This window comes from Clostridium niameyense (genome assembly GCF_001243045.1).
Classification (GTDB): Bacteria; Bacillota; Clostridia; order Clostridiales; family Clostridiaceae; genus Clostridium_F; species Clostridium_F niameyense.
Genome location: NZ_LN849007.1, coordinates 818,745 through 837,208, shown reverse-complemented (window position 1 = coordinate 837,208; position 18,464 = coordinate 818,745). Strand labels below are relative to the sequence as shown.

The window sequence follows — 18,464 nt, the reverse complement described above, 5'->3', positions numbered from 1 at the left end:
ATAATAGTGTAAAAATTTTTAAGAGGTTTTTTATGTTTGATTTACCAAGTTTTGATGAAAACGGTGTTAAATTTAGAACTATTAATGATCAATCTTATATAAGAATACTCCACGCATCCCCCAATGCACCTAATGTGGATGTATATATAAATAATGAACCTAAAGCTAAAAATATAACTTATAAAGAATTTACAGAATATATGCCTTTAAATTCAGGAACTTATAACCTAAAAGTATTTCCTACTGGTAATACTACAACTCCAGTTATAAATGAAAATTTATTTTTTCCACCAAAAGGTATATATACAATAGCTATATATGGACTTTTAGAAGACATTGGCTTAATGCCTATATTAGATAAGAGACTTGACTATACTAATCCTACAAAGGTTTATGTTAAAGTTATTCATTTATCCCCCAATACCCCAACAATAGATGTTTACTTTAATGATCAAATAGCTTTTAGAAATATAAGTTATGAAAATATTACACAATATTTATCAATACCTCCTAATAACTACACTATAGACTTAAAATTAGCTGGTACTAATAAAACAATACTTACAGTGCCAAATGCAAACCTAACTCCTAATAGATACTATTCTGTTTATCTAGTAGGTTTTGCAAATAGAAATCCCGGTCTTCAGTTATTAATTCCATTAGATGGAAACTCATATATAAAATTTTAATAAAGCAAAAGAGTGATAAATAACTTTTATCACTCTTTTGCTTTGTTAAATTTTATAAATAACTCTATCTTAATATAATTTCTCCAGTATCTTTATTCCAATCCACTGCTACCTCAAAGATATCTTTTATATATTTATGAGATAGCATAATTTCATCATTAACTATTTTAATTTTATTTTCCAGTCTATAAAAACTTCCTAAAGATTTACTTTTAACTAATATAGAATTTTTATTATTTATTTTTATGTCTTTATCTAAAATTTTTATTGCTAATTTATAACCTTCACTAGAATAAAAATTTCCGCCCAAAGAATAAACCACATATTTTAAAGGTAAGTATATATTTTCAAACTGATCTTTAAAAGGCTCTACATTCATATTATATTCTTTCTTTGATATACTGCTTTTTCTAAATTTATTAGAACTTATCTTAAAAACTGCTTTTCCATACCTATGATGATATATAAACTTTATTACAGTGACAGAAAAAGTTACTATAGCAAATACTATAAATAACATTAATATATGAATCAATATTTTCACCCTATCACCTCATAATTATAATGAAATATAACTCATAAAATAGTATTAAAAACTATTTCTCCATATATTAATTATAATATTTTAGTTATTGTTTTGTCAATCTTAAAGCAAAAAAATTTTATATTTTAAGAAAATTTACAATTTTAAAATATATTTATTTAAAGTATTTAACTCCTGCTTCAAATATTTTTTGATCCTTACATCCTGGAATATTTTTTAAAGTTCCCTCTCCTATTCTTTCTGAATGAGCCATTTTTCCAAGTATTCTTCCGTCTTTACTGCATATAGATTCTACTGCCCAGATTGAACCATTAGGGTTATAATTTATGTCCAAAGTTGCTTTTCCCACTTCATCTACATATTGGGTAGCTATTTGACCATTTTTAATTAGATCATCCATAATTTTATTAGATGCATAAAACTTACCTTCTCCATGAGATATTGGAATTGCATGAATATCCCCTAAACTTACATTATTAAACCATGGAGATAAATTAGATACAACTTTTGTATATACTATTTTAGATTGATGTCTTCCTATATCATTATAAGTAAGTGTTGGACAATTTTCATTTATATTTATTATTTCTCCAAAAGGAACAAGTCCTAATTTTATCAAAGCCTGGAATCCATTGCATATGCCTAGCATTAATCCATCTTCATTCTTTAAAAATTCCATTACTGATTCTTTAATTTTATCATTCCTAAATATAGTAGCTATAAATTTTCCAGAACCTTCTGGTTCATCTCCTGCACTAAAACCACCTGGAAGCATAACTATATTAGAATCCTTTATTTTTTTTTCTAACAAATTAATAGAATCTTTTATATTATTAGATGACATATTATTAAACACCATAAGATCTACTAAAGCCCCTGCTCTTTCAAAAGCTCTTTTAGAATCATATTCACAGTTAGTACCAGGGAAAACTGGTATAAGCACTCTTGGTTTTGGTAATTTTACGGATAGGGATTTTCTTTTTTTCCCATTATAATAAGGTATATCTATATGCTTTTTATCATCAACCTTTAATTTTGTTTCAAATGTATCCTCTAGGGGCTTTTCAAAAACTTCAAAACATTCTTGAATACTTATAGTTTCTCCTAATACATCTACATAATAATCTTTTTTAGTCTTACCTATTATTTTATAATCTATTCCCTTTAATATACTAAAATCAAAATCAGGAGAAACTTCTAATATTACAGAACCATAATCTTTGGAAAAAATCTCTTCTCTTTTTATATTATCTAAAGTAACACCTACTCTATTTCCAAAACACATCTTACTTATACTTTCAGCTAGTCCGCCTTGTTTTACTGTAGAAGATGATAAAACTTCTCCCGTACTTATAGCTTCATAGATTCTTGCAAAATTCTCTTTTATTTTATTAAAACATGGTATATTATTTTGATCCTTTAAAGCCTTTATATATACTATATGACTATTATATTTTTTAAACTCTGCACTTATTATTCTATCTACATCTGTAACACCTAAAGCAAAAGATACTAGAGTTGGAGGTACATTCATATCTTTAAAAGTTCCAGACATGCTATCTTTTCCTCCAATAGCTGCAATATTAAATTCTTTTTGAACTTTTAAAGCTCCTAATAATGCTGAAAAAGGTTTTCCCCACTTTTCTGGATTTTTTTCTAACCTTTCAAAATATTCTTGAAAAGTTAATCTGATTTTTCTATAGTCTACCCCCATAGCTACAGCCTTTGTAACAGATTCTAATACTGCATATAAAGCTCCATGATATGGACTCCATTTAGATATATTAGGATTAAATCCATAAGTCATAACTGTAGCTGTTTTAGTGTTTTGAGTCATAACCGGCAATTTAGCGGCCATCCCTTCTTGTGGTGAACTTTGGTATTTACCACCTAAAGGCATAATTACAGTACCAGCTCCTACAGTACTGTCAAACATTTCTATAAGTCCTTTTTGACTGCATATATTTAAATCCTTTAAATTATTTACCCACCCTTCCCTAATATTTTCACAACTGTTATTAATATCAAAATAACTTTTTTCTTTAGGTGCATTTATATAAACTTTATTTTTTTGTACAACTCCATTGGTATTTAAAAAATCTCTGCTTAAGTCTACAATGATTTTGTCTTTCCAAAACATTTTAAGTCTTTTTTCTTCTGTAACTTCCGCCACAATTGTAGCTTCTAAATTTTCTTCTTTAGATAACCTTATAAATTTTTCTGCATTTTCCTTTGATAAAACTACTGCCATTCTTTCTTGAGATTCCGAAATGGCAATCTCTGTTCCATCTAATCCCTCATATTTTTTAGGAACTTTATTTAAGTCTATAAAAAGACCTTGTGTAAGCTCACCTATAGCTACAGAAACTCCACCAGCCCCAAAATCATTACATCTTTTTATCATAGTAGTAACTTCTTTATTTCTAAATAATCTTTGCATTTTTCTTTCTATGGGAGGATTGCCCTTTTGAACTTCTGAACCACAATCTTCTATGGAATTTTCAGTGTGTTTTTTAGAAGACCCTGTAGCTCCACCTATACCGTCTCTTCCAGTTCTACCACCTAATAATATAATAACATCTGATGCCTTAGGTTCATCCCTTATTACATTTTCCATAGGAGCTGCACCTACAACTGCTCCTATTTCCAGTCTTTTTGCCATATAACCTTCGTCATATATCTCCGCTACTTGACCTGTAGCTAATCCTATTTGATTTCCATAAGAACTATAACCTAATGCTGCCTTCTTTGTAATTTTCTTTTGAGAAAGTTTTCCTTCTAAGGTATCCTCTATTTTTCTTCTTGGATCTGCACTACCCGTAACTCTCATTGCTTGGTATACATATACTCTTCCAGATAGAGGATCCCTTATAGCTCCTCCAAGACAAGTTGCCGCTCCTCCAAAAGGTTCTATTTCAGTGGGATGATTATGCGTTTCATTTTTAAACATTACTAACCATTTCTCTAATGTTCCATTTATATCTACATCAACTACAATACTACAAGCATTTATCTCCTTAGATATATCTAAATCTTGCAACAATCCCTTCTTTCTTAATTCTTTAGATGCAATGGTAGCTAAATCCATAAGACAAGTTGCTCTTTCCTTTGCATAAACAAATTTCTTTAAATCTATGTAATCCTTATAAGTTTCTTCAATAGCTTTTGAATACTTTCCTTTTTCTATAATAACATCTGTAATTTCTGTCATAAAAGTAGTATGTCTACAATGATCTGACCAATAAGTATCTATAACCTTTATTTCTGTTATAGTAGGATTTCTTTTTTCTTCATTTTTAAAATAATCTCTACAAAACTTTAAATCTTCTAAAGTCATAGCTAAATTTCTATAACTTAAAAATTCTTTTAGCTCCCTATCTTTAAAGTTTATAAAATCTTTTATTTCCTCTACATTTTCAGGATTTAATTGAGACTTTAATAAAGTAGTAGGTTTTTCAAGTAATGCTTCTCTTGAATCCACCTTATTAATACAATAATTCTTTATTTTATTTATTTCCTCTTTTGAAACATTACCTTTTATCACAAATACCTTTGAAAAATTAATAAAGCAATTTTCTTTTCCTGTAAGTATTTCTATACATTGTTTGGCAGAATCTGCTCTTTGATCGTATTGTCCTGGCAAATATTCAACAGCAAAAACTATATCCCCTGTATCTATAGATAATTCATTTTCATATAAATTATCTACTGTTGGTTCAGAAAATATAGTATATTTTGCTCTATTAAGTTCTTCTTCTGTTAATCCTTCTATGTCATACCTATTTATAAGTCTTAAATCTTCTATGTTCTTAATATTTAAACTTAACTTTAAATCTTGCAATAATTTTTTTCTTTCTACTGCAAATTCCCCTTTTTTTTCAACGAATATTCTTTTTATATTTTTCCCCACTATTATCCCTCTTTCCGAATATTTTTATTTAATTTATAAATATAATTCGTATTTATATTATAACATAATATTTAAAAAATTTATAGGGAAACTAAAGCAAAATAAAAAGAGCGCTTAAATAGCGCTCTTTTTTTAAATTTTATTGATCTCCTAATGTAGCAACCATAACAGCTTTTATAGTATGCATTCTGTTTTCAGCTTCATCAAATACTATTGAATATTCGCTTTCGAATAATTCATGAGAAACTTCCATTTCCCCTATTCCGAATTTTTCCTTTATTTCTTTGCCTACTTTAGTTTCTTCATCATGGAATGCTGGTAAGCAGTGCATGAATTTAACATCTGGATTTCCAGTCTTCTTTATCATATCCATGTTTACTTGATATGGAGCTAATAATTTTATTCTGCTTGCCCATACTTCATCTGGTTCTCCCATAGATACCCAAACATCTGTATATAAAACGTCACAACCTTTAACGCCTTCATCTATATTATCAGTTATAGTTATTTTAGCGCCTGTAGATTTTGCTATTTCCTTGCATTTTTCAACTAATGCAGCATCAGTTGGTATTTCTTTTGGAGAAACTATTCTAAAGTCCATTCCCATTTTAGCAGCACCTATCATAAGAGCATTAGCCATATTGTTAGCACCGTCTCCAACATATGCAAATTTTATTTCATTTAATGGCTTATTGAAATGTTCTCTTATTGTTAAAAAGTCAGCTAATATTTGAGTTGGATGATCTTCATCAGTTAATCCGTTCCAAACTGGTACTCCTGAATATTCAGCTAATGTTTCAACTATCTTTTGTGAGAATCCTCTATATTCTATACCATCATACATTCTTCCTAAAACTCTAGCTGTATCAGCAGCTGATTCTTTCTTACCAATATGGCTTCCTGTAGGTCCTAAGTATGTTACATGAGCACCTTGATCTTTTGCTCCTACTTCAAATGCGCATCTTGTTCTAGTTGATGCTTTTTCAAATATTAATGCTATATTCTTTCCTTTTAATCTTTGAACTTCTGTTCCTGTATATTTAGCTCTCTTTAAATCTCTAGCTAAATCTAAGAAATAATTAATTTCCTTTGGTGAAAAATCCATTAAAGTTAAAAAGTTTCTGTTTTTTAAGTTAAACATAAGTATTCCTCCTATTGTGCATCTTATTTTATATTTAAGATTACATTTATTGTAATCATATCAAGCTATTGAATAATTATTTAACTATTCTAGTACCTGAAGTTCCAGCTATAGCTTCTTTAGCTTTTTTAAGAGAAGCTATTAAAGCAGTTTTGTCGTTATTGTTCATAACAAATTTTTTGCAAGCTTCAACTTTTGGAAGCATACTACCTGGAGCAAATTGACCTTCTGCTATGTATTTATCAACTTCTTCTAAAGTAACTTTATCTAATTCTTTTTGATCTGGTTTATTAAAGTTTATAGCAACCTTATCTACAGCTGTAAGAATTAAAAGCATATCTGCATCTATTATTTCAGCTAATTTTTCAGCAGCAAAATCTTTGTCTATAACTGCTGGAACACCTTTTACCATTCCATTTTCATTGATAACTGGTATTCCTCCACCACCACAAGAAATTACTATAGCACCTGAGTCAACTAATTGTTTTATCATATCTTTTTCTATAACATCTATTGGCTTTGGTGATGCAACCACTCTTCTATATCCTCTTCCTGCATCCTCTTTCATTACATAACCTTTTTCTTCTTCTAACTTTTTAGCTTCTTCTTCACTATAGAAAGACCCTATTGGTTTTGTAGGATTTTTAAATCCTTCATCATCTTTATTAACTAAAACTTGTGTAACTACTGTTCCTACTGTTTTAGTTATATTTCTATTTTTTAATTCTTCTTCTATAGCATTTTGAAGATGATATCCTATGTATCCTTGTGAAAATGCTCCACAAACATCAAATGGAAATAATACATTTGATGGGTTTGCTTTATATCCTGCTTCAACTGAAGCCAATATTTGGCCTACTTGTGGTCCATTACCATGAACTATTGAAACTGTATGACCTTCTTGTATTAAATCTACAATAGATTTTGCTGTTTCTTTACAAGTTTTAAGTTGGCTTTCTGGTGTTTTGTCCTTTGGATCTGATTGTAGGGCATTTCCTCCTAAAGCTAATACTATTTTCATAAAAGCACCTCCAGAAATTATTATAATTTATATTAAAATATTTTTCCTATTATACTTAGCTTAGTTTATTTACAATAATTTATACTCATTTATCTTAAGGTAAATAGTTACTTATTATCCATTATTAATGTAAAATATTAGTTAAACTTGTAACAAACACATTCATAATAAAACGCTATTTAAAAATTTAAATAGCCTTAATATTAATAATATAATAAAAAATTATAAGTAATTTTTAAGTGTACACTGACCTATATTTTACTATTCTATATTTTATTTAAAATTCCTTCTAAAAGATGCAAAATATTATTATTTTTTTAAAAATAACAATAATATCCACCATTTAATTTTAATTGTCAACATTTTATCTTACAAATGTTTTAAAAACGTTTTCACAACATCATTATTATTTTACATAATAATTTGAAATTTGTCTACCTATTATTTCCCCATAAAAGTACGATTTTCCTACTTTTTTTTGCTTTCTTTGCATATATTATAACAATGCGAGCTTATACTTGTTTTTTTCCTTATAAGATCGCATTAGAATTTTTATTGCATTTTTAACTTAGCTATTTACTTTAAATAAAAATTATATCTCATTGTAAAGGCTATATTTTCTGCATAAATTAATTACTTCTTCTTTTATTTTTGAAAGGTCCTCTTCTCTATGATCTATAACATAATTTATGAAGTATGCTATCTTCTTCATTTCTTCTGTTTTAAATCCTCTAGTAGTTACGGCAGGAGTTCCTATTCTTATTCCACTAGTTATAAAAGGACTTAAAGTTTCAAATGGTATAGTATTTTTATTTACAGTAATACCTACAGAATCTAAAAGTTTTTCTGCATCTTTTCCTGTTATATTTTTGTTAGTTAAATCTATTAATATCAAGTGAGTATCTGTACCATTTGATATTAGTTTAAAATTATATTTCATTAATTCTTCTGATAACACTTTAGCATTGATTAATACTTGTTTTATATATTCTTTAAAATCATCTTTAAGTGCCTCTCCAAAACATACTGCCTTAGCAGCTATTATGTGCATAAGTGGACCACCTTGCATTCCGGGAAATACACTCTTATCTATTGCTTTTTTATACTTTTCTTTACACAATATAGCACCGCCCCTAGGACCTCTTAAAGTTTTATGAGTAGTAGTTGTTACAAAGTCTGCATAAGGTACTGGTGATGGATGAGATCCAACAGCTACAATTCCTGCAATATGTGCCATATCTACCATCATATAAGCTCCTACTTCATCACATATTTCTCTTATAGTTTTAAAATCTATTATTCTTGGATAGGCACTAGCTCCAGAAACTATCATTTTAGGTTTTACACTTAAAGCTATGTTTCTTAATATTTCATAGTCAATTTTTTCTGTTTTCTTATCTATACCATAAGACTGAAATTTATACAGCTTACCAGAGAAATTAACAGGACTTCCATGTGTTAAGTGTCCTCCATGTGACAAATCCATTCCGAGTATAGTATCACCTGGTTCTAACACTGACATATAAACTGCCATATTAGCTTGTGATCCTGAATGAGGTTGAACATTTGCATGTTCTGCTTTAAATAATTTTTTTAATCTTTCTATTGCTAGATTTTCTATTTCATCTACTATATAACATCCGCCATAATATCTTTTAGAAGGATATCCCTCTGCATATTTATTAGTTAGTAGTGAACCCATAGCCTCCATAACTGACTCGCTAGTAAAGTTTTCTGATGCAATAAGTTCTATATTATTTTCTTGTCTTTCCTCTTCTCTCTTAATGATATTAAATACAGATTCATCGTTTTTTCTTAAGCTTTTAAAATCCATATCATCACTCCTAAAAAAATCTTATAATAAATTATACGTTTAAAAATATAATTATTCAATATCAAATATAAATCTGTTATAAACATAACAAATTTATATTTAATATTGGTAAATTTAATGTTATAATACTTTTGGTTATTTAAAATTTAAAGTAGCGGTGATAATATGGAAGTTAATAAAATTATACGAGTAGCCCTAGAGGCAGGAAAAGTAATACTAGAAAATGGCGGGGAAACCTATAGAGCAGAAGAAACCATGTCTAAAATTTGTAGTACTTATAATATTAAGGATTCGGATAATTACGTAACTCCTACTGTAATAATGATATCTGCCACCGATGATTCAGGAAAACCTGTTTCTTTGTCCAGAAGAATTAAATATAGAACTGTAGATCTTGATAAAATTGATAAAATCAATAATTTATCTAGAAGTATAAAAGCCTATAATTTATCTATTAATGAAGTGGAAGAAGAAATAGCTTTAATTAAAAAAGGAGAAAATTATAATGATAAACTAGGAATATTATTTTCTTGCTTTATTTCATCCTTTTTCACCTTATTATTTGGTGGTAACTTCAATGATTTCTTAATTGCTTTTGTTATAGGTGCCGCTTTAAAATTAGTATTAAATTTTTCTAATTATTTAAGTGTTAATACATTTTTCACTAATTTGTTAGGAGGAGTTACAGTAGCCTCCCTAACTATATTAAGCTCTTTATTTGTAAAAAATATTAATATTGACAAAATCATAATAGGTTCTATCATGATTTTAGTTCCTGGTATAGCAATAGTAAATGCTATACGTGATACTATAGCAGGAGATTTAATTTCAGGTACAGTGCGAGCAGTAGAAGCTTTCCTAATTGCGATTGCTATAGCTGTTGGTACTGGCTTAATTCTTAAATTATGGTTTCCTCATTTATAGGAGGTATAAGATTTATGATATTAAATTCTATATATGCTTTTATAGCCACTCTTGGATTTGCAGGAATCTTTAACATAAGAGGGAAAAAATTTTTCTACGCCTCTTTGTGTGGAAGTTTAAGTTGGACTGTTTATTTAATATTTTTACACTTAAACTATTCCAATGTACTTAGTTTTTTTGCAGCATCTTTGGCTATAGGAATTTATTCAGAAATTTTAGCTAGACTTTTAAAAACCCCAGTAACAACTTTTGTTATATGTGGATTAATCCCATTAGTGCCTGGTGGAGGAATGTATTACACTATGCAAAAATGCATAGAAGGTGATGTAAATGGTGCTTTAAATATGGGTATAAATACACTATCTATAGCAGGTTCCATAGCCTTAGGTATAGTTATCATATCTTCTATAACTAAAATTATATTTAAATTTAAAGAAAAACTTTTTATCAAAATCTAATTAATACAAAATTTTTTAGTTAAATATTTAAATAAAAGTAAATCATTTAATAAAATTTTCAACTTGGAGGAGATATTGTATATGCAATGGAAAAAAATATTAGATCAGAATAAATTACTAAAAACTCTTATTTTTTTAACTACGGCATTATTTATTTTATTACTATTAAATACTGGAGGAAATATAGTTAACTCTATATTTAATTGTGGATATGAATTGGGAAATTCCCTTGGAAATGTATTATTTAAATAAAAAGCAGCTTAAAAAGCTGCTTTTAGTTTATTTCATAAACATAGTAAAAGTAGAAACTAATTTTTCAATAGATTCATCATCTAACTCTTCTTTATTTTTTAAAAGGCATTCTTTAGCATAGTTCTCTAAAATAATTCCCCCTACTTTACTTGTAGCTGAACGTATAGCTGCTATTTGTATAAGTATATCCCTACAACAGGATTCACCTTCTACCATCTTTTCTATACCTTTTACTTGTCCTTCAATTTTTCTTAATCTTGTTTGTATATCCCTTTTGACTTTTTCTTTATCTTTCTTCATAGATTAAGCTCCTTAAATTATTTAATACTCATCCAAGATATTATAACATCCTTTTAAATTGCATTCAACGAACCTTAAAATATAAACTTTTCTATTACTTCCGCTATACCATCTTCATTATTATCCCTTAATGTTGTATAATCCCCAAAAGACTTAACATAATCCCTAGCATTTTTCATAACTACTCCTATACCTGCTTTTTTAATCATACTTATATCATTTTCATCATTACCAATAGCTATACACTCACTTAATGGAATTTTATAATAATCTGATAATATACTAAGACCCTGACCCTTATCTATACCTTCATTAGTAATTTCTAAATTATTTAAATCAGATCTTGTAATACTTACAGAGCATACTCTATTTATCATTTCTTCTAGCTCTTTTAAATAATTAAAATCTTCATCCATTATAACTATCTTACTTATAGGTTCCTCTATTTTTTTTACATATTCCTTACTATTAGGAACTATTCTAATTTCCATTCTATATTTTCTATCTATATTTTTATTAAAATTATAAAACTTACAAGAACCAAATTCTAATTTTTCAGTACACATTATATCATTATGATAAAAATGATAATATGTATCTTTCTTTTCTCTTAAAATATCTATAATTTTAAAAAGCTTATCTTTAGGAATTCCATTGTTAAAAATGGTTTTCTTATTATCATCAAGTACTATGCCACCATTAGAGCAAATCATAGATTCCCCTTTGGCTATAGTATTTTCATAAAATTTTAATCCTCCAGGAACTCTACCTGAAGCTATTACTATTTTTACATTATTCTCTTTTGCCTTATTTATCATAAATAAATTTTTATCTGTAATAGCCTTTTCATCATTTAACAAAGTTCCATCCATGTCTATTGCTATCAATTTATATTTCATATAAAAACCTCCAATAAATATTGTAATAAATCATATGTTAAAATCATAATCTTAGTTATAAATAATAATTTTAATAAGGGTGGTTAAATGAGAAAACTATTAAGCTCATTTTTTATTATATTAATATGTTGTTTTATGTTAATAGGATGTGTTAAACAAATACCTTTAGAGCTATTAAATAAAAATAAACCTAATAATTTTTATTATACCAATATTTTAGCAAAAAATATAACATTAGAGAAAAATTATAAATGTATTGCAATGGAGAGTAATTTTTTCAAAGAAAAGGAGCTTTCAAACGAAAATAAAATAATTATAGAAAAATTTTTAAAACTCTTAAACAAAAAAAACTTTATAAATAAACCAAAAGATTTACCTAAAAACCCTATTTATAAAATATTTTTTAAATTTAAAGATAATAAATACATAATAAACATATATAATGAAAAATATATATCTATATATCCCTTTGATGGAAAGTATCCTATGGATTATATATATATATATGATATACCTGCAGCTTACAATTTACTTAACCTTTGTAACTATATATTCAAAAATTATTAAAATCAACATTAATATTTTATTTTTTTACAATGTACTGTAAAATATACTTAAAACAACCCTATAAATAGAGGAGGTGATTTTATTTATATAAAAGGAGACTTTCATGTTCATACCAATGCTTCTGATGGAAAATATTCTCCAAAAGAAATCATAAAATTAGCAAAATCCGAAAATTTACCCATAATATCTATAACTGATCATGATACTACTAAGTCCCTAGAAGAAGCCATACATTATGGAGAACAATATAATGTAAAAGTAATTCCTGGCATAGAATTATCTACAGTATATAATGATAGCAATGTCCATGTATTAGGTTACTTTAAAGATAAAAACTATAACAACAAAGAACTAAAGATATTTGAAAAGGAAAAAAAAGAATGCAGACTAGAAAGAGCAAAAAAAATAGTAAAAAACCTGTATAATATACACAATATACATATAAGCTTTGACAAAATAGTTAAAGAATCTAAGGGAATTATATCAAGACCTCATATAGCTAAGGCTATAATAGATTCCGGATATAATTATAGTTGGGAATATATATTTAAAAACCTTATAGGATCAAATTGCAAAGCCTATGTTCCTAATAAAAAATTAACTACAGAAGATGGTATAAAACTATTAGAACATTCCGGTGCCCTACCTGTTCTTGCCCATCCTATATTAATAAAGAATATAAATATAGAAAAACTATTAAAGCTTCCCTTTAAAGGAATAGAAGCAGTTTATTATATGAACAAGAAAGAAGATACTTTAAAATTTAAAAAGTTAGCCTCAAAATACAATAAAATTATAACAGGTGGTTCAGATTTTCATGGCATCACTAAAACCGATGGAAGTCATCCCCTAAAAATAGGTGCAACCACATTAGATAGAGAAAATATAAACATACTATTACAAAAAATAAATTCACTTTAAATAAACTTCATGAGCTAATAAAAAGAGGAATTTAGAATCAAATTTACTCAATCATCTTTGATTCTAAATTCCCTTTTAATTATATTTTTTCAAATTTAAGCTTCTTGTAAAAAAGCATAGTAACCTTTCATAGTTTCATAAATATCTGCTTTACTAGCTATTTCCCATGGTGCATGCATATTTAGAAGAGCCACTCCACAATCTATAACATTCATACCATATTCAGCAAGTATATATGCTATAGTACCTCCACCACCTTGGTCTACTTTACCAAGCTCTGCTGTTTGCCAAGTTACATTATGTTTATCCATAATAGCTCTTATTTCTGCCATGTACTCTGCACTAGCATCATTGGATCCACCTTTTCCTCTTGAACCTGTGTATTTATTAAATACAATTCCATGCCCAAAATATGCTGAATTTTTCTTTTCCATAACAGATGGGTAATTAGGATCAAAAGCTGCCGATACATCAGATGATAACATTTTTGAATTTGTAAGACATCTTCTTAATTTTAAGTCATTATAACTATCCTCTGATAAATTTATAATTTCAGCTACTGTATTTTCAAAGAATTTTGACTGCATTCCAGTAGCTCCTACACTACCTATTTCTTCTTTATCCACAAGAAGTGTAACACAAGTTTTATCGCACTCTTTTAATTGCATCATAGCTTCAAAAGATGTATATGAACAAACCCTATCATCTTGTCCATAAGCCATAACCATACTCCTATCAAAACCATAATCCCTTGCATCTCCTGCTGGAACTACTTCTAGTTCAGCAGATACAAAATCTTCTTCTTTTATATTATATTTTTCATTTAAAATCTTTAATATATTTCTCTTAACTCTATCTTTAGCATCTTTATCCTCTATAGGAATACTGCCTACTAGTATATTTAAGTCTTCTCCTTCTATACCCTTAGATAGTTTTTTATCCATTTGATTTCCTGCTAGATGAATTAATAAATCAGATATACCAAATACAGGATCATCCTTTTCATCTCCTATGGATATATTAATTTTAATTCCATTCTTTTTAACTATAACCCCATGAATAGCTAAGGGAATAGTAACCCATTGATATTTTTTTATTCCTCCATAATAATGAGTATCTAATAAAGCTAGATCTGTATCTTCATATAATGGGTTTTGTTTTAAATCTAATCTTGGTGAATCTATATGAGCTCCTAAGATTTTTAAGCCTTTATCCATTGATTCTTTTCCTATAATAAATAAAGCTAAAGTTTTACCCATATTGTTTGCATAAACTTTTTCACCTGGTTTTAATTTTTCATTGTTTTTTATAATTTCTTCTAAATCTCTATAACCATTTTCTTCTGCTAGCTTTATAAATTCATTTACACATTGTCTTTCCGTTTTACATTTAGAAATAAATTTCTTATATCTTTCTGATAAATCAAAAACCGCCTTTAAATCATCTTTAGAATATTTCTCCCAAGCTGATTCATATTTTTTTACTAAATCTTTTCCCATAATACAAAACTTAAGCACTTAAAAACTTAAGTTTATTCACCTCCCAACAAGTCTTATTATATATATTATATAGTATCACACTTCATGTATAATTAGTCATAATAGTTTGTGTTTATATATTATTTTAGTCTGTTATAATTTTGTGTACGCATATATCATGATTATTTTTAGGTACATCATCTACTATTTGAAAATCATAGGCCAGAGCTATTTTAGGTACATTTTTATTTAATCCTACAAAAAATCTATCATAAAAACCACCACCATATCCAAGCCTACCACCTTTTCTGTCAAAAGCAATTCCTGGAACTACAGCTAGATCTATATCCTCTTTGTTTATCTTTTTATTAAAATCTACAGGTTCTAATATTTTATATGTTCCACACTGTTTAAGACATGAAAAATCTTTTATCTCAACTGCCACCATTCCCTGATTTAAAGATATAACTTTAGGAACAAAAACTCTTTTTTCATCCTTTAAAGCTTGTTTTATTATGCTGTGTGTATCAACTTCTTTTTGTAAACTTACATATATAAATATACCTATAGAATTTTTATAAAAATCACTACTTAAAAATTTATCTTTTATTATATTATCCTTATTTAATTTATCTAATTCATTTAAAAAAGCCCTTTTTCCTTTCATTTTCTTTCTTAAAGCTTTTTTAACATCCATTTCTATTACATATCTCCCTTACTAATTCTTTCATTTATTATATCTACTGCTGTATGATCTGAATTTAAATTATATCTATAATTTGCTGCAGCAGCTTCTATTATAACAGCTAAATTTCTTCCAGGTCTTATAGGAAGTACTATCTTTCGTACAGGAATATTTAATATATCTATATATTGTTTATCTGTTCCTAACCTATCATAATTTTTATCTGGCCTCCACTGCTCTAAATAAACCACTAAATCTATATTTTTCTCACACAATATAGAACTTAATCCATATAAAGCAGCCACATTTATTATGCCCATTCCTCTAACTTCCATCATACCTGAAGTTATGTAAGGTGAGGAACCTTTAAGCACTCTATTTATTTCTTTTATATCCACTGCATCATCTGCTACTAATCTGTGCCCTCTTTTTATAAGCTCTAAAGCTGTTTCTGTCTTACCTATACCACTTTCTCCTGTAATCAGTATACCAATACCATATACATCTAAAAGCACGCCATGAAGTCTTGTCTCTGGTGCTAACTTCCCATCTAAATAACTCATTAAAGAACTTATAAACCTTGTAGATATTTCATCGGTTCTAAGAATCCATCTACCTTTTTCCTTGGCACATTCTATAAATTCTTTATGTGGGTTAAGATTTCTGGTTACTATAATACAAGGAGTTTTAAACTCAAAAAATTTTTTAAGTCTTTTAAGTCTAATTTCTCTTTTCATTACATCTAAGAAACTCCATTCAGTCTTTCCAACTACCTGCACTCTTTCATTTGCAAAATAATTATAAAATCCTGAAAACTGAAGCCCTGGTCTATTTATATCACTTAATTCTATTTTATTATTTTCCATCCCCTCAACTAGAACTTCTAAATTCATATCTTTTATTAAATCCCCTACAGTAACCACTTTATGCATATAGCCCTCCTTAACTATTATTTAAAATACTAATGTTTTATATTTTTATTTCCTTCATATTTGACACCCTTAAGTTGAGTTTTTACATTACCTTTTATTATATCTATATATTCTTTTCTTAATTTATCTTGTTCTAATTTTTCTTTTTCAGTAAGTCCCTCTTCTTTACTTTTCTTATATAAAGCATTTATTCTTTCTATTAATTTCTTCATATCCATATAAATCTACAACTCCTCTTTACTACTTTTTGCTGTATTTTTTCTATATATATTTTATATTTTATTTTACATTATATTTATAAAAATTAAAACAATAAATAAAAATATTGCCTATTTTTATTCTCTTCATGCCTTTTAAAATAGGGTATTGCAAAATAAAATTTTGTAATACCCTATTTTAATATAATATACATTTTAATATAATATACATTTTAATTTATTATTTTAGTATTTATCTATTTATTCTCTATACTAGTTTCTTTCATAATTTCTTCCTTTAAAGATTCCTTAATATTATTTTCTTCTTTTTTCTTTTTATCTATAACATACTTTTTAACAGCTATAGCTAAAACAATTAAAGCTGCTACTCCACATACTACCCATAATCCTAACTTAGCTACCTTTCCTATATTTTGCCCTAGAATTGAATATACTATAGTTGCAGGCAATTGTCCTATTCCTGTAGCCCAAAAAAATGACCAAAATGACATTTCCGTAAGACCTGCAGCATAACTTATAGCATCAAAAGATATAAATGGTAATAATCTTGCAATTAAAATAGCGTAGTTTCCGTATTTTTTAAAAAATTTATCTGTCATATTCAATGCTTTCTTACCAATTATTTTTTCTGCTACTGGTCTTCCATAAAACTTGCTTATATAAAAGCACATAGCTGCACCAAACATAGCGCCAGTCCAAGATATAAAAGCACCAAAAGCCCAACCAAATATCCACGCATTAGCAAAAGTAATTACAAAGGCTGGAAGCGGAGCCGCAATAGACTGAAACATCATAAGCAATATTGAAATTATAGGCGCCCATCCTCCAAAAGACTTTATGTAATTTTTCACTTCTTCAATATCAAGTCTTGCTAGCATAGATGCTATATTATTTATACTTTTTCTAAATCCCGGTAATGAAAAATATAATAGTATAAATCCAAGAAGTACCCCTAATTTAATTAACAAACTTTTCTTTTTCTTATTATCCATTATTATCCCCATTCCTTATCATATCCTTTTGAAGTTTATCAAAAGATATATTTTTCTTCAATATGCATGAAACTATTATTAAAACAATTAAAAGTAATATAGAAATAATAAATCCTTTAGATTTTATATTTAAAGATTTATCACCTATATTCACAAAAACCAACACACCTGGAATTACACCTATAAGTGTACCTAATACAAGATCTTTGAACTTAATTTTAGAAAGTCCTGCTCCATAGCTTATAATGTCAAAAGGAATTAACGGTATAAGTCTTAGAATTAATATAACTAAGAATCCGTTTTTTTCTATACCATCTTCAAATAACTTTCCTTTACCTTTCATTAATTTTTCTACTACAGACCTTCCTAAAAATCTAGCTACAAAAAAAGCCAAAGATGCAGCTCCTAAAGCTCCTAAAACAGTATAAAATGTTCCTTTTACAATACCAAATGCCATTCCTCCTGCTATAGCTACCACAGAATTAGGTATTATAACAAGGGCTACCAAAGTAAATATTATTATATAAACAATAGGCGCTATAGCACCATAACTATTGATGTAATCTTTGATATAAGTTGCACTATAATTTTTAAATATTGAAGATTTTTTAAAAATTATAATTAAACACAATAATCCAAATATCAATAACATATTTTTTAATAATTTCTTTTTAGATTTATTCAATGATTTTCCTCCAC

Annotated in this window: 19 protein-coding genes; 6 read left to right on the top strand and 13 right to left on the bottom strand. The window is 27.5% G+C overall.

Annotated features, from left to right (window positions below; genetic code table 11):
- Positions 1 to 32 precede the first annotated feature (32 nt).
- The gene (locus BN1711_RS04950) at positions 33 to 689 is read left to right on the top strand and encodes a DUF4397 domain-containing protein (protein ID WP_050607073.1); all 657 of its coding nucleotides are present in this window, start codon (positions 33 to 35) and stop codon (positions 687 to 689) included.
- Positions 690 to 753: 64 nt separating this feature from the next.
- Here BN1711_RS04950 and BN1711_RS04945 read toward each other — a convergent pair whose 3' ends face one another.
- The 5 genes from BN1711_RS04945 to BN1711_RS04925 all read right to left on the bottom strand — a co-directional run bounded on the left by BN1711_RS04945 (position 754) and on the right by BN1711_RS04925 (position 9,139).
- A complete protein-coding gene (locus tag BN1711_RS04945; RefSeq protein WP_129582129.1) occupies positions 754 to 1,209 on the bottom strand; it encodes a stalk domain-containing protein in 456 nt (151 codons plus the stop codon).
- Positions 1,210 to 1,387: 178 nt separating this feature from the next.
- Positions 1,388 to 5,143, bottom strand: a complete 3,756-nt coding sequence (locus BN1711_RS04940; protein ID WP_050607071.1) for a phosphoribosylformylglycinamidine synthase — start codon at positions 5,141 to 5,143, stop codon at positions 1,388 to 1,390.
- Positions 5,144 to 5,282: 139 nt separating this feature from the next.
- Positions 5,283 to 6,284: an ornithine carbamoyltransferase gene (argF, locus tag BN1711_RS04935; protein ID WP_050607070.1), complete on the bottom strand. Its 1,002-nt coding sequence runs from the start codon at positions 6,282 to 6,284 to the stop codon at positions 5,283 to 5,285.
- A 76-nt stretch (positions 6,285 to 6,360) separates the two neighbouring features.
- Positions 6,361 to 7,305, bottom strand: coding sequence for a carbamate kinase (gene arcC / locus BN1711_RS04930; protein WP_050607069.1), 945 nt, complete (start codon positions 7,303 to 7,305; stop codon positions 6,361 to 6,363).
- Positions 7,306 to 7,897: 592 nt separating this feature from the next.
- Entirely contained in the window at positions 7,898 to 9,139 is a 1,242-nt protein-coding gene (locus tag BN1711_RS04925; RefSeq protein WP_050607068.1) for a serine hydroxymethyltransferase, read from the bottom strand.
- A gap of 165 nt (positions 9,140 to 9,304) precedes the next feature.
- On the opposite strand from BN1711_RS04925, the gene BN1711_RS04920 reads away from it, so the two are divergent.
- From BN1711_RS04920 to BN1711_RS12520, 3 genes are all read left to right on the top strand, one after another.
- Positions 9,305 to 10,063 carry a threonine/serine exporter family protein gene (locus tag BN1711_RS04920; RefSeq protein WP_050607067.1) on the top strand — a complete coding sequence of 253 codons (759 nt, stop codon included), beginning with the start codon at positions 9,305 to 9,307 and terminating at the stop codon, positions 10,061 to 10,063.
- A gap of 14 nt (positions 10,064 to 10,077) precedes the next feature.
- Positions 10,078 to 10,521 carry a threonine/serine exporter family protein gene (locus BN1711_RS04915; RefSeq protein WP_050607066.1) on the top strand — a complete coding sequence of 148 codons (444 nt, stop codon included), beginning with the start codon at positions 10,078 to 10,080 and terminating at the stop codon, positions 10,519 to 10,521.
- 81 nt (positions 10,522 to 10,602) lie between these two features.
- Entirely contained in the window at positions 10,603 to 10,773 is a 171-nt protein-coding gene (locus BN1711_RS12520; RefSeq protein ID WP_163248302.1) for a hypothetical protein, read from the top strand.
- Between the two features lie 27 nt (positions 10,774 to 10,800).
- Here the strand turns inward: BN1711_RS12520 and BN1711_RS04910 are convergent, their stop codons facing one another.
- Positions 10,801 to 11,073 carry a metal-sensitive transcriptional regulator gene (locus BN1711_RS04910; protein ID WP_050607065.1) on the bottom strand — a complete coding sequence of 91 codons (273 nt, stop codon included), beginning with the start codon at positions 11,071 to 11,073 and terminating at the stop codon, positions 10,801 to 10,803.
- 74 nt (positions 11,074 to 11,147) lie between these two features.
- Complete coding sequence (locus BN1711_RS04905; protein WP_050607064.1) at positions 11,148 to 11,972, bottom strand: Cof-type HAD-IIB family hydrolase; 825 nt, start codon at positions 11,970 to 11,972, stop codon at positions 11,148 to 11,150.
- 87 nt (positions 11,973 to 12,059) lie between these two features.
- Between BN1711_RS04905 and BN1711_RS04900 the strand changes: the two genes are divergently transcribed.
- Both BN1711_RS04900 and BN1711_RS04895 read left to right on the top strand, forming a co-directional pair.
- On the top strand, positions 12,060 to 12,539 hold the full coding sequence (locus BN1711_RS04900) for a DUF4883 family protein (RefSeq protein ID WP_050607063.1): 480 nt from the start codon (positions 12,060 to 12,062) through the stop codon (positions 12,537 to 12,539).
- Between the two features lie 81 nt (positions 12,540 to 12,620).
- Positions 12,621 to 13,460 carry a PHP domain-containing protein gene (locus BN1711_RS04895; protein WP_050607062.1) on the top strand — a complete coding sequence of 280 codons (840 nt, stop codon included), beginning with the start codon at positions 12,621 to 12,623 and terminating at the stop codon, positions 13,458 to 13,460.
- A gap of 95 nt (positions 13,461 to 13,555) precedes the next feature.
- Here BN1711_RS04895 and BN1711_RS04890 read toward each other — a convergent pair whose 3' ends face one another.
- The 6 genes from BN1711_RS04890 to BN1711_RS12900 all read right to left on the bottom strand — a co-directional run bounded on the left by BN1711_RS04890 (position 13,556) and on the right by BN1711_RS12900 (position 18,450).
- Positions 13,556 to 14,959: an aminopeptidase gene (locus BN1711_RS04890; RefSeq protein WP_050608440.1), complete on the bottom strand. Its 1,404-nt coding sequence runs from the start codon at positions 14,957 to 14,959 to the stop codon at positions 13,556 to 13,558.
- Between the two features lie 124 nt (positions 14,960 to 15,083).
- Entirely contained in the window at positions 15,084 to 15,635 is a 552-nt protein-coding gene (locus BN1711_RS04885) for a 5-formyltetrahydrofolate cyclo-ligase (protein ID WP_050607061.1), read from the bottom strand.
- Between the two features lie 5 nt (positions 15,636 to 15,640).
- Positions 15,641 to 16,555 (bottom strand): HPr(Ser) kinase/phosphatase, encoded by a 915-nt coding sequence (gene hprK, locus BN1711_RS04880; RefSeq protein WP_050607060.1) that lies wholly within the window; start codon positions 16,553 to 16,555, stop codon positions 15,641 to 15,643.
- Positions 16,556 to 16,584: 29 nt separating this feature from the next.
- The gene (locus tag BN1711_RS04875; protein WP_050607059.1) at positions 16,585 to 16,773 is read right to left on the bottom strand and encodes a DUF896 domain-containing protein; all 189 of its coding nucleotides are present in this window, start codon (positions 16,771 to 16,773) and stop codon (positions 16,585 to 16,587) included.
- A gap of 236 nt (positions 16,774 to 17,009) precedes the next feature.
- Positions 17,010 to 17,765 (bottom strand): VTT domain-containing protein, encoded by a 756-nt coding sequence (locus BN1711_RS04870; RefSeq protein ID WP_050607058.1) that lies wholly within the window; start codon positions 17,763 to 17,765, stop codon positions 17,010 to 17,012.
- Complete coding sequence (locus tag BN1711_RS12900; RefSeq protein ID WP_050607057.1) at positions 17,758 to 18,450, bottom strand: TVP38/TMEM64 family protein; 693 nt, start codon at positions 18,448 to 18,450, stop codon at positions 17,758 to 17,760. The genes BN1711_RS04870 and BN1711_RS12900 overlap by 8 nt, the downstream gene beginning before the upstream one ends.
- Positions 18,451 to 18,464: the final 14 nt, after the last annotated feature.

What these genes read in the sequence shown, in the direction of transcription:
- BN1711_RS04950 (WP_050607073.1), top strand. Translation starts at nt 33, where the DNA reads ATGTTTGATTTACCAAGTTTTGATGAAAACGGTGTTAAATTTAGAACT.
- BN1711_RS04945 (WP_129582129.1), bottom strand. Translation starts at nt 1,209, where the DNA reads ATGTTATTTATAGTATTTGCTATAGTAACTTTTTCTGTCACTGTAATA.
- argF (WP_050607070.1), bottom strand. Translation starts at nt 6,284, where the DNA reads ATGTTTAACTTAAAAAACAGAAACTTTTTAACTTTAATGGATTTTTCA.
- arcC (WP_050607069.1), bottom strand. Translation starts at nt 7,305, where the DNA reads ATGAAAATAGTATTAGCTTTAGGAGGAAATGCCCTACAATCAGATCCA.
- BN1711_RS04925 (WP_050607068.1), bottom strand. Translation starts at nt 9,139, where the DNA reads ATGGATTTTAAAAGCTTAAGAAAAAACGATGAATCTGTATTTAATATC.
- BN1711_RS04920 (WP_050607067.1), top strand. Translation starts at nt 9,305, where the DNA reads ATGGAAGTTAATAAAATTATACGAGTAGCCCTAGAGGCAGGAAAAGTA.
- BN1711_RS04915 (WP_050607066.1), top strand. Translation starts at nt 10,078, where the DNA reads ATGATATTAAATTCTATATATGCTTTTATAGCCACTCTTGGATTTGCA.
- BN1711_RS12520 (WP_163248302.1), top strand. Translation starts at nt 10,603, where the DNA reads ATGCAATGGAAAAAAATATTAGATCAGAATAAATTACTAAAAACTCTT.
- BN1711_RS04910 (WP_050607065.1), bottom strand. Translation starts at nt 11,073, where the DNA reads ATGAAGAAAGATAAAGAAAAAGTCAAAAGGGATATACAAACAAGATTA.
- BN1711_RS04905 (WP_050607064.1), bottom strand. Translation starts at nt 11,972, where the DNA reads ATGAAATATAAATTGATAGCAATAGACATGGATGGAACTTTGTTAAAT.
- BN1711_RS04900 (WP_050607063.1), top strand. Translation starts at nt 12,060, where the DNA reads ATGAGAAAACTATTAAGCTCATTTTTTATTATATTAATATGTTGTTTT.
- BN1711_RS04890 (WP_050608440.1), bottom strand. Translation starts at nt 14,959, where the DNA reads ATGGGAAAAGATTTAGTAAAAAAATATGAATCAGCTTGGGAGAAATAT.
- BN1711_RS04885 (WP_050607061.1), bottom strand. Translation starts at nt 15,635, where the DNA reads ATGGATGTTAAAAAAGCTTTAAGAAAGAAAATGAAAGGAAAAAGGGCT.
- hprK (WP_050607060.1), bottom strand. Translation starts at nt 16,555, where the DNA reads ATGCATAAAGTGGTTACTGTAGGGGATTTAATAAAAGATATGAATTTA.
- BN1711_RS04875 (WP_050607059.1), bottom strand. Translation starts at nt 16,773, where the DNA reads ATGGATATGAAGAAATTAATAGAAAGAATAAATGCTTTATATAAGAAA.
- BN1711_RS04870 (WP_050607058.1), bottom strand. Translation starts at nt 17,765, where the DNA reads ATGGATAATAAGAAAAAGAAAAGTTTGTTAATTAAATTAGGGGTACTT.